The organism is Nitrosomonas oligotropha (assembly GCF_900106555.1).
Taxonomy (GTDB): Bacteria; Pseudomonadota; Gammaproteobacteria; order Burkholderiales; family Nitrosomonadaceae; genus Nitrosomonas; species Nitrosomonas oligotropha_A.
Genome location: NZ_FNOE01000003.1, coordinates 195,043 through 208,442 on the forward strand (window position 1 = coordinate 195,043; position 13,400 = coordinate 208,442).

Genomic DNA, 13,400 nt, shown 5'->3' on the forward strand with positions numbered 1-13,400 from the left:
CAAATAGGAAAAGGGATTGTTAATTGAAACCTATTAAGAAGAGTATTACTTATGGACGCCATCAACTCACACTGGAAACAGGTGAAATAGCAAGACAGTCACATGGCGCCGTAATGGTTACAATGGACGATACAGTAGTACTTGTCACTGTAGTTGGCGCAAAAAATATAAAACCAGGACAGGATTTTTTTCCACTGACAGTGGATTACCAGGAAAGATCTTACGCAGCTGGCAGAATACCCGGCAGTTTCTTTAAGCGAGAGGGTCGTCCATCAGAAAAGGAAACATTAACTTCCCGATTGATCGACCGCCCTATTCGACCGCTCTTCCCCGAAGGATTCTATAACGAAGTACAAATAGTAGCCACGGTAATGTCGGCCGATAATGAAGTGGATCCGGATATCCCTTCGATTATTGGCACCTCGGCTGCGTTAATCCTTTCCGGCATTCCGTTCGATGGTCCGCTTGGCGCGGCCCGGGTCGGTTATATCAACAATGAATACGTTCTAAATCCAACCACTTCCGAATTGAAAGATACGCAATTGAATCTGGTTGTTGCAGGCACACAAAACGCTGTTTTGATGGTTGAATCGGAGGCACTGGAACTCCCGGAAGAAGTGATGCTAGGAGCCGTGACGTTTGGTCATGAGCAAATGCAGGTCGTTATCAATGCAATAAACGAGTTTGCGGATGAAGCCGGTGTTACCGCTTGGGATTGGACACCGCCGACCAAAGATGTCACTTTTGAAGAAAAGATTAACGGCTTGGCAGAAGCTGATTTGCGGCAAGCATACAAAATCAAACAAAAACAAGCACGTAGTGAAGCAATTGAAGTCATCAGTCAACGCATCTCCGCCGAACTCGGTGTTGATACCGAGGGTGGTCCCGATCTTCAGTCATTCAAGGAAGCTTTTTTTGCGCTGGAATCGAAAATTGTGCGCAACCAAATCCTGGATGGTGAACCTCGGATCGATGGCCGCGGCACGCGGACTGTCCGGCCTATTACAATTCGTAACGGTGTGCTGCCGCGCACGCACGGTTCAGCGCTATTTACCCGTGGAGAAACACAGGCATTGGCGATTGCAACTTTGGGTACCGCGCGCGATGAGCAAAAAATCGATTCGCTGCAAGGCGATTATAACGACCGGTTCATGCTGCATTACAACATGCCGCCCTACGCAACCGGAGAAATCGGCCGTGTCGGCACTCCAAAACGCCGTGAAATCGGTCACGGACGTCTTGCCAAACGCGCTCTTGCTGCCGTACTACCGGCTCCTGAAGAATTCGGTTATTCACTCCGCGTGGTATCCGAAATTACCGAATCCAATGGTTCCAGTTCAATGGCATCGGTCTGTGGCGGTTGTCTTGCACTGATGGATGCAGGTGTTCCATTGAAAGCGCATGTCGCGGGTATCGCCATGGGTTTGATTAAGGATGGCAACCGTTTTGCTGTACTGACAGACATTCTTGGTGATGAAGATCACCTCGGTGATATGGATTTCAAAGTAGCAGGAACCGAAAAAGGCATTACTGCCTTGCAAATGGACATCAAAATTCAAGGCATCACCAAAGAAATCATGCATGCAGCGTTGATACAAGCGCATGAAGGGCGGATGCATATCCTGCAAATTATGAAACAGGCGTTGCCATCGACCCGGGAAGATATTTCAGTACATGCACCGCGCATCATCAAACTAAAAATCAATCCGGAAAAGATTCGCGATGTCATCGGTAAAGGTGGCGCTGTGATACGTACACTCACGGAAGAAACCGGCACCACCATTGATATCACCGATGACGGTCAAGTCACGATTGCTTGTGTTAATGCAGAAGGCGGGGAATTGGCCAAAAAACGCATTGAAGACATTACCGCGGAAGTTGAGGTTGGTAAAATTTATGACGGTGTAGTCCTGAAGTTACTAGATTTTGGTGCTATCGTCAGCGTTCTTCCAGGAAAAGACGGCTTGTTGCATATTTCGCAAATCGCCAATGAGCGTGTCAACAACGTTTCCGATCATCTGAACGAGGGCCAGCAGGTTCGTGTCAAGGTGCTAGAAGCGGACGATAAGGGCAGATTGCGCCTCAGCATGAAGGCGGTAGTTGCTGATGAAAGCGATGCGGATTCTACCACAGAAGAATCCTAACTCGTCTCAGACTTACGCGTTAATTTAAACAAATGAAAAGCCCTGCTTCACAAGCAGGGCTTTTCATTTTTACCGGCCACAAGCCCATTCAGTTCATTGCGTTCAAAACTATTTAGCTATTTGCCTTTCACGCATTTCATCCAATGTCTTGCAATCGATGCAGAGTGTCGCCGTTGGCCGTGCTTCTAATCGTTTTAATCCAATTTCAACACCGCAGCTTTCGCAATAGCCATAATCACCGGAATCAATCTTACCGATAATCTCATCAATTTTCTTGATCAGCTTGCGCTCCCGGTCACGGTTACGTAATTCGAGCGTCATATCCGATTCCTGACTGGCCCGGTCATTAGGATCCGCGAAAACCGTCGCTTCATCCTGCATGGTATGAACGGCACGGTCAATATCCTGACCTAACTCAACTTTCATATCTTCCAGTATCTTACGAAAATGCGTCAGCTGATCTGGTCCCATATATTCTTCACCTGCTTTGGGTTCATAGGGAGTCACTTGTTTACTTTGCAGCTCTTTTGGCATCTTTCAGGCTCCTCTTTAATTCCGCTAGCGTATAAAAATCGCATAGTATTATCAGAAAACATGCTCGATAACAAGTTATTTATCCATAGCCCATGTTTGTCATCGATCGAATTCTACGATAGCACATCACTATAAATTTAATTTGTGGCATTACGCATGCAAATTGTCAACATTTCTGGTTTCTAATTCATACCAAAACAGAATCATCAAAATTCTCAACTTAAAACACGAAGAAATTGACGTTTCAAAGCTAAGAAGGTATAGTGTCGCCTTTTCCGGGGTGTAGCGTAGCCTGGTAGCGCGCCTGGTTTGGGACCAGGATGTCGGGAGTTCAAATCTCTCCACCCCGACCAATTTCAGCCCTAATATTTAGAGCAGCCCGATTTGGTGCCCGTAGCTCAATCGGATAGAGCACCAGCCTTCTAAGCTGGGGGTTACAGGTTCGATTCCTGTCGGGCACGCCACAAATATTATATTTTCCTCATGGATGGACTGAATTGCTCGACCCGGTTTTTGTGTGCAAGACCGTATCACTTTTCTTCATATGGTGGCTGTAGCTCAGTTGGTAGAGTCCCGGATTGTGATTCCGGTTGTCGTGGGTTCGAGTCCCATCAGCCACCCCACCTGATTACATCCTTAGTCCCCCATTCTGTTTCTTTATTGTCATTTATGCTCGCAATCCGAAGCGTGACTTTGTTTGCCTAAAAATATATATTAGCGGCAGAATAATTTATTTACCCGCTAACCCGCATTATTCAGGACATTACCGATGAGCCACAATTTATTCAACAGCCTGCATGAGCTATCCATAGCCCCCGGAAACACTGCAAAATACTATTCACTCCCAGCGCTGGAGAAAAGTGGCATTGGAAAAATTTCCCGGCTGCCGGTATCGATCCGTATCGTATTGGAATCGGTGTTGCGGAATTATGACAATAAAAAGATCACGGAAGCACATATCCGGCAACTAGCCAACTGGAAACCCGAGGCCGCAAGAGTCGACGAAATACCGTTTGTCGTTTCCCGCATTGTGTTGCAAGACTTTACTGGCGTGCCGCTGCTGGTCGATCTCGCTGCCATGCGCAGCACGGCGGTAAAGCTAGGAAAAAATCCGAAGCTGATCGAACCGCTAGTCCCCGTCGATCTAGTCGTTGATCATTCGATACAAGTTGATCACTACGGTACGAAAGATGCGATCGATCGCAACATGGAAATAGAATTTTTCCGCAATAACGAACGTTACCAGTTCATTAAGTGGGGCATGCAAGCGTTTGACACATTCAAGGTGATTCCTCCCGGGATCGGCATCGTGCATCAGGTCAACCTCGAATACCTCGCGCGCGGTGTGCACCGGAAAGACGAACTCATTTTCCCCGATACCTTAGTCGGTACCGACTCGCATACCACTATGATCAACGGCATTGGTGTCGTCGGCTGGGGTGTCGGCGGGATCGAAGCGGAAGCCGGTATGCTGGGTCAACCGGTATATTTCCTCACCCCTGATGTCGTGGGTGTCAATTTAACAGGCCGGTTGCGCGAAGGAGTTACCGCGACCGATCTGGTACTGACGATCACGGAAATGCTGCGCAAGGCTATTGTGGTCGGTAAATTCGTCGAGTTCTTCGGTGAAGGAACCGCTTCATTAACGTTGCCCGATCGCGCCACGATTGCCAATATGGCACCGGAATACGGCGCAACCATGGGCTTTTTCCCGGTCGACGACGTCACCATTGGCTATTTCAAAGGCACGGGACGCAGCCAGGAAGAAATCGCCGCATTTCAAGCATATTTCCAGGCGCAGCAGATGTATGGCATCCCCAGAAAAGGCGACATCGACTATACCAGCGAGCTGACGCTCGATCTGAGCTCGGTATCGCCTGCACTGGCAGGCCCCAAGCGCCCTCAGGATCGAATTGAGCTCGCAGCCATAAAATCCCGCTTTACCGAACTCTTTAACAAACCCGTCAAAGAAAGCGGTTACGGCAAACAAAACGACGATATCAATCAGCGTTACTCGGTACGTAATGCCCATAACCAGGATTCCGAAGTATGCACACAAATCGACTCCGGCAATGTCGATGAAAGCCGGCTGTCGGCGCCAGGTGCCGACAACACGCCGATGCCGCAAAGCGCAGCATCCACTGAACGGCGGATGGTTTCACGCAACATTACCGAAATGACCAGTAACCGCCCCACGCCCAATGCAGCCGATTTATGCCATGTCGAATTGAATGGCTCCAGCGTTGATCTGGGCCACGGCGATGTGATGATTGCCGCCATCACATCCTGTACTAACACATCCAATCCGAGTGTGTTGCTGGCCGCAGGCTTGCTGGCCAAAAAAGCGGTCGAGAAAGGACTATCGGTCAAGCATCACATCAAAACATCGCTAGCGCCCGGCTCGCGCATAGTCACCGATTATTTAAACATCACCGGACTGTCGCCTTATCTCGAACAATTGGGCTTCAATCTGGTCGGTTACGGCTGCACCACGTGCATCGGCAACGCGGGACCATTGGCCGAACCGATAGAAGAAGCCATCGTCAAGAATGATCTGGTCTGCGCTGCGGTATTATCCGGTAACCGCAATTTTGAGGCGCGTATTCATCCGAACATTCGCGCTAACTTCCTGGCATCACCACCATTGGTCGTGGCCTATGCAATTGCCGGTACTATACTGAAAGACCTCACGGCTGAACCGCTGGGAATCGGCAAAAACAATCAACCAGTCTGGCTCAAAGATATCTGGCCTAGCAGCGCGGAAATTCATGCATTATTAAAGTACGCCGCCAACGCGGATACCTTCCGGAAACTTTACGGCAATCTCACCAAAGATCACGCGCTGTGGAATAGCGTGACCTCCGTTACCGGGCAAACCTACAATTGGCCGGAGTCGACTTATATCGCCGAACCGCCCTTCTTCCAGAATTTCTCGCTGCAACCTGTACTATCCAGTGGCGCGGGTGACATTAAAAATGCTTACGCACTGGGGATATTTGGCGATTCCGTAACAACGGATCATATCAGCCCGGCGGGATCAATCAAGGACACTTCACCCGCAGGACGTTATCTGCTCGACCATCATGTCGGCAAAGCTGATTTTAATAGCTACGGCGCCCGCCGCGGCCACCATGAAGTGATGATGCGCGGCACCTTTGCAAATGTGCGCATCAAAAACCTGATGATTCCCGGCAGCGAAGGTGGCATTACACTTTATCAGGGCGCCGCAGGTGCTGCGCCGGAACAAATGAGCATTTACGATGCCGCGATGAAATATCAATCCCAGAATATTCCCACCGTTGTTTTCGGCGGCAAGGAATACGGTACCGGTTCAAGCCGGGACTGGGCTGCCAAGGGTACGCAGTTATTAGGTGTTAAAGCGGTGATCGCCACCAGTTTCGAACGCATCCATCGGAGCAATTTGATCGGCATGGGCGTTCTGCCATTACAATTCAAAAACAATGACAACGCCGATACGCTTGGCATCAAAGGCGACGAGCGATTCGATATCCTTGGACTGGATAACATCCAGCCGCAACAAGATGTCACATTGAACATCCGGAGAAAAGACGGCAGCAGTCAATCGGTGCCATTACTGTGCCGCATCGATACTGCCATTGAAGTGGACTATTACCGACATGGCGGCATTTTGCCTTATGTATTAAGAGAACTGATGGCTTAAGTAATCGGCCCGCACACCAGAATAAATAATATATTCAGATTCTTAATCATTAAAACTAGCTCTATTTTTAGATCGTCAAATGACATATAGTACATGACACGATAAAAAGCGGAGGTAGTCCGATGATATACGATCTGGTAGACAAAGCTTTTAAAACGCTTTTGTCATTAAATGAGGAAGATGAAAGAAAATTTGCTGATGCGAGAAAAGACATCAATCATATCAACCATATCCTTCACGATATGGTGATTATCGACACCAAAAGCTCTGCACTGCTGATGCATGTTTCCATTATGCTGGCGGTTGTCATCGGCATGCTGTTTACGCTGATCGGTCCAAAGGAAAGCGGCAGTATCCTGGCTTATATGTTGAAAATCGAAATGGTGGCTTACGCCGTCGTCGCCATGGTGCTTCTCCGGTGCCTCGATATCATGAGACCGCCGTTCCGGAAACTCAGAAATGAAATGCACGAAATCAATGCCCAATACCATCAAGAAATAGTCACCAGAAGAGCAATCTATCAGTTGATGTCTCGAGTCGTTTTCATTTTGACGGTGGTACTGATCTTAATTACATTCTTAAAGATTTTTGGCTTTCAATGAAGCATTGAAAACATCATAACCCAATAAGCTAGAAGCGTATTCCCACGTAACAATCGCAGGAAAATAACATGGCCGACTGCATTACTGCTGTCGCGTTACTTATTTGTTCTTTGCTTGCAAGGTAAATACATCCACCAAGCGGAATTTAGGCGTTTGTGTCTTGAGATCTGTTACAGGGGTATCAATACCGATGACATAACCGGTCAACGTGTTTTCGGTCAATTTAAAGCGAATGATGTGACGATAGCGTTCAGACCTCGCTCCTCCCCCAGCCTCGCCGTTATGGCAGTTGAACGCCAGCGATACCGCGAAATACCAGCCTAGCCAAATACAGCTAAAAATCCCGCCCGATAGCAAAGCCATCAGCAAGCGCCAACCATCAACAGGAACAGGCTCACCTCGCGTCGCTGCAAAAAATACGGCCAATCCGATGACAACCCATGCCATCAACATACCGTTACCGATTTTTTTCTGAACTTCCGGTGAAAAATTTTTGATCAAATACTTATTAGTAAACAAGAAGCCCGCAGCCAAGGTAATTGCGATTGTCACCGTGCAAATTATTAACCATTCGGTCAAGCTGGCATATAGCGCCAAACACACCGGTATCGAAATTTGCAGTAGCGCATGCCAGAAACCTATTGCAAAAAACTTGCTTTTGTTAGCTTTGGCAATGCCAAGCTTGCTGGTATCAAGAAGTGGAAAAAAGAAAGTAAAACCCAAAATCACTAGGCTCCAAAGAATGATAGCCAGCAAATCAAAACTCATCACGGATGCTTTGTAAACACCGTAATGCAAAAAACCAAATGAGATACAAGCAATCCCCATCACATTCAACACCCATAAAGGAAGAGAATCCCCTCCAGTTTGACGCCGGATTTTGGATCGGTCCGATAAAACATCACTATAGCTACGGCTCAGATCGATTATCTGCAGCGCAGCAATCACAAACACACCGATCAGCCATGAAGCTTGGAAAGAAGCTGGAGATGATTCTCTAGGCCAAAGCACGAGAAATAGTAACGGAATTATCCATAAAGAAATGGGTACGATGAATACCGTACGGTACCGCTCCCATTCATCCTGCGAGTCACTGTATTTAACTGTTGATAACCCCGGTACGCTCATCCTCTTCCATCCAAACAAAAAAGCAATGAATAGAATGATGTAAATCAAATCGAACCCATACGATAATTCGAAATAGGGATTTGTATCAGAAATATAAAGCGCTTGCCGGATACGTTCCAGAAAGTACTGATCTGCATCGAGCGCAGGTAAATTATCCAAGAAATATCTGAATAAGGACGAAGTGCTTTGCGGAATAGTCACTGCAAAATAAGTAACCAAAGCCACGATGGCGCCGATTAACCCAACATACCCCCCAGTAAGAATATTCCATGGATTAAGAATCCGCTGCGTGGCTTCTCGATGAGAATCTGATTCCTCCGGATAAACCTGTTGTTTCTTGATTTCTCCAACATCGGTATGGCTCGAGTGCAAAAAAGCACCACCGCCGCCAGCGACCACGGAAGCGTAATTGCCAAGTTCACCGCTCTCATTTTTGTTACCCCAGTAACGCGCGTAATGATGCGTATCACCTGAAATATCCAGGCGGCATTTGTTGCTGCTCAGTTTACCGTCATACAGAAAACCGGGCTCCAGCCCCAAACGTTCAAATGACTTCGTCATCGGCGCATCTTCGTCGGCGCGCTTTCCAAAGACGGTACTGGGCTCGGGCGTTGCGACAATTAATTTACCGGGTATTGCAGCTTGCAAAGCTTCTTGCACATCCGCTTGCTTTTGTTCATCAAATAATTCACCGCTGGTTACCCGATCTTCGCAAAAGGTTGATACAAAGAAAGCCTGCTGCCGCTTGTCCATTTTGCCATTTTGCGCATCAAATCCCCATAATTTCCACTCAAAAGGCAATTCCAGCGCGACATAGCTGCTTCTTTGCATCCGTTTGAATCCGTACAGACCAAGCTGAGGATCTTGCAGATCTTCTTGCTCGCGCACCTGCACCTGAAGATTTTGACTGATCGGTTCACAGAACTGCCGGTTAAAACCATCCAATGCATCGTAATAATCATGATTGGCCGGTATACCAAAAATCGGACGTTGCTCAACCTTTTTCCCAGTAGCGGCACTGATGTCCATGTAGGCCCAATTAAAAGGCGTCTGGAACCGCTCTTTGAGCGAAGCGACATCGGCCACATGGTAAGCCGTATCGCCGCCGACAAATAAAAACTCACCGCGCGGTAATTGAAGATCATAGCCTTCGGCTGAGGATAACGAGATTTGATCTTTACCCGGCACTTCACTTTTAAGCCAGAGATCGCTCATGCACAAATACGCGACGTTATAGACCGCGCTCATGCCGTCGCCGGTATCCGCAATGTAATCAAACCAGTATGGCTCTTGTTTCTTGCTATCGCAGCGTGTTACCGGAATGGTTTCGGCAAACATCCAGTCTCTGGAATCTTGCTTCTCGCCATTCAGTGTAGAGGAAATAATGCTTTTGAGGCGGGTCAGAAGATCCCTGCCCCCGAGCCAGCTAACCGGCTTTTTGAATTCCCGTTTCATTCCCATCCTATTGTCAGTTGAGCATTAAATACTATGAGTGTTGGTCATCATAGCGCACGACATCGCATTAAGAGAAATTTAACTTTTTTAACCGCCCGGAAATTCGGAACTGTTTGCAGCCTCCTCGTTTTTCGACCCCATCAAATAGAAGTTGCGGGTATTTGGTCATGGTGAACTGTACTGGTGCAATGCGGCCGGGCAACTCATGGAGGCCATGAACGGCACATTAAGCAGTTCGTGGATAACCCTCCAGCAGTCGCTTTTGCCCCATGCTGCTGCACGAACACAAAGCTGGAATAAACAGGCCAAAGTCATGACAAGGATTATTCGTTATGTAATCCATACAGTTAAGCATTTGCTTGTTTACTTAATACTAAACATAATAATAAAATCAATACTGTTAGCATCAAATGAAACAAGTTACGATTCTTGTTTTCGGATAAATCTATTCTGGAATTAGAAAAAAGCTCTCAAGCGATTGGAAAATACCGACAAAATACCAGATCAATATTTGGATAATGATGCAGAACAACCAATGATAGATTTATCCACCATCAGCCTGGAGAAGATGGAATTCATGAAAGAAATCGCCGCAATGGATAAAGAAAAGTTTCACGCAAAGGCTGGCGCTATACGGGATCATGCAAGTGCAAGGTGGGATAAAAACAAAAAGGGGCTAAGAAAATGATAAGAAAAACTCTTCAAGCAATCGCTGTAACCGTACTTTTGATTGCGGCATCGACAACTGCAAACGCGGCATGGACAATTAGAGACTTAGGAATTTTTGATGGAGATTCAAGCTATGCCTCAGCAATAAATAACTCCGGCCAGATTGTCGGAATAGTTGGGTGTTGCGGTGGCGTTGTTGGACACTCATACATACCGGACCTAATGGTATAGGCAACTCATCCATAGCGGCATATGAAGTACGAGAAGTCAACGATTCAGGTCAAGTAGTCGGTACAAATGGCAGCAAGCCATTTTTCACAGGACCAGATGGTGTTGGTATTACATATTTAAGCACAGACAATGGCGAAGCAAATGATATCAATAATTCCGGCCAGGTTGTCGGCAACATATCTGGACACGCATTCATAACCGGCCCCAATGGAACAGGAATAACTGATCTTGGAGAACTTAGGGCAAATGGTATCAATAATAGCGAGCAGGTTACGGGGGCTTTTTTTGACGGTGCCTTAAATCGTGCATTTATTACTGACAATGATGGCGTTGGAATAAGAGATATTGGAAGTCTTGGAGGAACAAGCGTCGGATTAAAAATAAACGATTCTGGTCAAGTCACAGGATTGTCAACTACAGAAATAAATGGATTTTCTCATGCGTTTGTCACCGGAACTAATGGGTCAGGAATGATTGACCTTGGCACAATGGGAGGAGATATGAGCGTTGCATATGGCATCAACAATCTTGGTGAGGTTGTTGGCTATGCTGGATTTAGACCTGAGTGCTTCTGTTCTACGGATGCATTTCTATACAGTCATGGAATGATGGTTAATTTAAGTAGATTAGAAGTATTTCAATCAGCTGGGTGGACGCGAATATTTGCTGTTGATATCAATGATCACGGCCAAATTGCTGGATTTGGAACTATCGGTGGAGTGCAGCACGCTTTTCTGCTCTCCGGAGCAGACGAAGAATTCTTCCGCACCTATGTACCGGTACCCATACCAATCCCAGAGCCACAAACTTACGCGATGCTGCTGGCCGGGTTGGCGTTGTTAGGGGTTATAGCCCGCAACAGAGTATTAGCTTAAGTTAAAACATCAAACGAGGGATACTCACAATGAACAATAAACTACTACTATCGATAACCTTAGTTTCCATCTTGTCATCCAATACAGTCAATGCAGACTGGTCAATCAGAAGCCTCGGCACAATAGATGGGATTTATAGCAATGCCTCAGGCATCAATAATTCCGGGCAAGTGGTTGGTGAATACATGCCTAGCCATTCTCCATTCTTTTCCAATGGATTTATAACGAAAGTCAACGGTACAGATATAACGAAACTGGATACTTTTGGCGCAAAATTAAGCAACGCCGTCAGCATTAATAATTCCGGTCAAGTAATTGGATATTATGATTTTAATGACAATTTGAACATGCACGCTTTCATTACTGGTCCCAATGGCACAGGAGTGACCGACTTAGGCACGTTAGGCGGGGTTATCAGTATGGGACTCGGCATTAATAATTCCGGTCAAGCGGTCGGGGTATCTTATTTGTCAGACAATCGCACTCAGCATGCTTTCATCACCGGAGCGAATGGCGTCGGAATGATGGATCTGGGCACTCTGGATGGGAAAACTGATAGCGTTGCCTTGGATATTAACAGTTCCGGTCAAGTAGTGGGAGGGTCATACTCAGTAGACGGCAGTGACTCACATGCTTTCATCACTGGGGCGAATGGTGCGGGAATGTTTGATTTAGGCACTCTGGTTGGGAAAACTTAGAGTTATGCCTTTGGTATCAATGATTCCGGTCAGGCAGTGGGTACCTCTAGTAGTCATGGGAACAATGATTCCCGTGCTTTCGTTACCGGCGCAAATGGTGCGGGAATGATTGATTTAGGTGCCATGGGCGGAGATTGGAGCGCAGCAAATGGAATTAATAACTTAGGTCAAGTAATAGGGGCGGCTGGCTATGGTTCGTATGGATCAAATGCTAACGCATTCATCTATAGCAACGGGGTTATGGTCAACCTATCGTATCTTGATGTGGTCATTGAGGCGGGGTGGACGAGTCTTTACGCCAAGGCCATTAATGACAACGGACAGATCGTCGGATTTGGAATCCTGGATGGTGTTAGTCAAGCATTTTTGCTCTCAGGCGCCGACGATGAAGACTTCTATCGTTCATATGTCCCATTCCCTCTCACTCCTCTTCCTGTACCAGAACCATCCACCTACGCTATGCTGCTGGCGGGGCTGGGGCTGGGGTTGCTATTTTTCAGAACCAAAACAGAATTGAATTCATAAAAAGGAATACTGAATGCTGACAACTGCACTAATGTGTTTCGTTATTTCCGTTACCAGTGGGGATACATTGGTTGCAAGTTGCGATCATCATCAAATAGTTGTACGGCTCGCTGAAATTGATGCCCCCGAAAAACGCCAAAGATTCGGTCTTGATTCAAAGTTATCTTTGTCAGAAATTTGTTTAAATAAAAATGCTGAAGTAACGCCAAAAGGCAAAGATAGTCGTGACCGCACCGTTGCCTATGTTACATGTGAAGGAATAGATGCCAATACCGAGCAAATCAAACGCGGCATGGCTTGGGTTTTTGATAAATATGTAACTAATAAGGGATTGTATGACATACAAAATAAAGCAAAATTGTCGCAATCTGGATTATGGAAATTAGATTCCCCTATCCCGCCTTGGGAGTGGAGAAAAAACACACCAGCGCCCAAACTATGATGTGAAATATAAAAAACAAGGATCAATCAATGCCACTTTCACCTGTACAAAAGCTGCTAAAAACTTTCGCTTGAGCGGCGCTGATTAGCAGAATCTATCAAGTGATGGTCGGGTCTGGGGTTGATGGAGTTTAGCTTGAAGCACCAGACGAAAAGTAGCTTGTTTAATGCATAAAAAAATCCAGTGCGCTATAGGGAATAACGCACTGGACAACCTCGTCTCATTTAGTCTTTTTACTCTGGTCAAGTAAAAATACCTTTGCTAATCAACAGGAAATCTATTAATAAGCAATCTTATTATGCATGAGTATCTGCTCTTGAACAGCCAGGGTAAGCGCGTAAGGGGTTCGGCGTAGTTGCAGGCAAGCTGAGAAATCGGGAGGCGCGTTTCCCATGGGGTAGGAAACGCGCCTAAA

General features: G+C 46.6%; 10 protein-coding genes and 3 tRNA genes. 11 read left to right on the forward strand and 2 right to left on the reverse strand.

What is annotated here, in order from left to right; all coding sequences use genetic code 11:
* Nucleotides 1-23 precede the first annotated feature (23 nt).
* A complete protein-coding gene (pnp, locus tag BLU57_RS03425) occupies nucleotides 24-2,144 on the forward strand; it encodes a polyribonucleotide nucleotidyltransferase (RefSeq protein ID WP_090316204.1) in 2,121 nt (706 codons plus the stop codon).
* A gap of 108 nt (nucleotides 2,145-2,252) precedes the next feature.
* Here pnp and dksA read toward each other — a convergent pair whose 3' ends face one another.
* Nucleotides 2,253-2,678, reverse strand: a complete 426-nt coding sequence (gene dksA, locus BLU57_RS03430; RefSeq protein ID WP_090316207.1) for an RNA polymerase-binding protein DksA — start codon at nucleotides 2,676-2,678, stop codon at nucleotides 2,253-2,255.
* A 276-nt stretch (nucleotides 2,679-2,954) separates the two neighbouring features.
* Between dksA and BLU57_RS03435 the strand changes: the two genes are divergently transcribed.
* The 5 genes from BLU57_RS03435 (at nucleotide 2,955) to BLU57_RS03455 (ending at nucleotide 6,962) form a co-directional block, all read left to right on the forward strand.
* Nucleotides 2,955-3,031 (forward strand) — tRNA-Pro (locus BLU57_RS03435).
* Nucleotides 3,032-3,065: 34 nt separating this feature from the next.
* Nucleotides 3,066-3,142 (forward strand) — tRNA-Arg (locus tag BLU57_RS03440).
* Nucleotides 3,143-3,225: 83 nt separating this feature from the next.
* A tRNA-His gene (locus tag BLU57_RS03445) sits at nucleotides 3,226-3,301 on the forward strand.
* Nucleotides 3,302-3,447: 146 nt separating this feature from the next.
* Nucleotides 3,448-6,360: an aconitate hydratase gene (locus BLU57_RS03450; protein WP_090316209.1), complete on the forward strand. Its 2,913-nt coding sequence runs from the start codon at nucleotides 3,448-3,450 to the stop codon at nucleotides 6,358-6,360.
* Nucleotides 6,361-6,482: 122 nt separating this feature from the next.
* Nucleotides 6,483-6,962 (forward strand): hypothetical protein, encoded by a 480-nt coding sequence (locus tag BLU57_RS03455; RefSeq protein ID WP_090316211.1) that lies wholly within the window; start codon nucleotides 6,483-6,485, stop codon nucleotides 6,960-6,962.
* Nucleotides 6,963-7,061: 99 nt separating this feature from the next.
* On the opposite strand, the gene BLU57_RS03460 is transcribed toward BLU57_RS03455, so the two are convergent.
* On the reverse strand, nucleotides 7,062-9,545 hold the full coding sequence (locus BLU57_RS03460) for a hypothetical protein (protein WP_090316214.1): 2,484 nt from the start codon (nucleotides 9,543-9,545) through the stop codon (nucleotides 7,062-7,064).
* Nucleotides 9,546-10,023: 478 nt separating this feature from the next.
* Between BLU57_RS03460 and BLU57_RS03465 the strand changes: the two genes are divergently transcribed.
* The 5 genes from BLU57_RS03465 (at nucleotide 10,024) to BLU57_RS03485 (ending at nucleotide 12,985) form a co-directional block, all read left to right on the forward strand.
* On the forward strand, nucleotides 10,024-10,233 hold the full coding sequence (locus tag BLU57_RS03465) for a hypothetical protein (protein ID WP_090316217.1): 210 nt from the start codon (nucleotides 10,024-10,026) through the stop codon (nucleotides 10,231-10,233).
* A 160-nt stretch (nucleotides 10,234-10,393) separates the two neighbouring features.
* On the forward strand, nucleotides 10,394-11,320 hold the full coding sequence (locus tag BLU57_RS03470) for an HAF repeat-containing PEP-CTERM protein (RefSeq protein WP_090316221.1): 927 nt from the start codon (nucleotides 10,394-10,396) through the stop codon (nucleotides 11,318-11,320).
* A gap of 29 nt (nucleotides 11,321-11,349) precedes the next feature.
* Nucleotides 11,350-12,018, forward strand: a complete 669-nt coding sequence (locus tag BLU57_RS03475) for a hypothetical protein (RefSeq protein ID WP_090316225.1) — start codon at nucleotides 11,350-11,352, stop codon at nucleotides 12,016-12,018.
* A 15-nt stretch (nucleotides 12,019-12,033) separates the two neighbouring features.
* Nucleotides 12,034-12,543 (forward strand): PEP-CTERM sorting domain-containing protein, encoded by a 510-nt coding sequence (locus BLU57_RS15990; protein ID WP_256206079.1) that lies wholly within the window; start codon nucleotides 12,034-12,036, stop codon nucleotides 12,541-12,543.
* Nucleotides 12,544-12,556: 13 nt separating this feature from the next.
* The gene (locus BLU57_RS03485) at nucleotides 12,557-12,985 is read left to right on the forward strand and encodes a thermonuclease family protein (protein ID WP_090316230.1); all 429 of its coding nucleotides are present in this window, start codon (nucleotides 12,557-12,559) and stop codon (nucleotides 12,983-12,985) included.
* The last annotated feature ends 415 nt before the right edge of the window (nucleotides 12,986-13,400 follow it).

Excerpts from the sequence above, each read along its gene's own strand:
- dksA (WP_090316207.1), bottom strand. The coding sequence starts at position 2,678 with ATGCCAAAAGAGCTGCAAAGTAAACAAGTGACTCCCTATGAACCCAAA.
- BLU57_RS03450 (WP_090316209.1), top strand. The coding sequence starts at position 3,448 with ATGAGCCACAATTTATTCAACAGCCTGCATGAGCTATCCATAGCCCCC.
- BLU57_RS03455 (WP_090316211.1), top strand. The coding sequence starts at position 6,483 with ATGATATACGATCTGGTAGACAAAGCTTTTAAAACGCTTTTGTCATTA.
- BLU57_RS03460 (WP_090316214.1), bottom strand. The coding sequence starts at position 9,545 with ATGAAACGGGAATTCAAAAAGCCGGTTAGCTGGCTCGGGGGCAGGGAT.
- BLU57_RS03475 (WP_090316225.1), top strand. The coding sequence starts at position 11,350 with ATGAACAATAAACTACTACTATCGATAACCTTAGTTTCCATCTTGTCA.
- BLU57_RS03485 (WP_090316230.1), top strand. The coding sequence starts at position 12,557 with ATGCTGACAACTGCACTAATGTGTTTCGTTATTTCCGTTACCAGTGGG.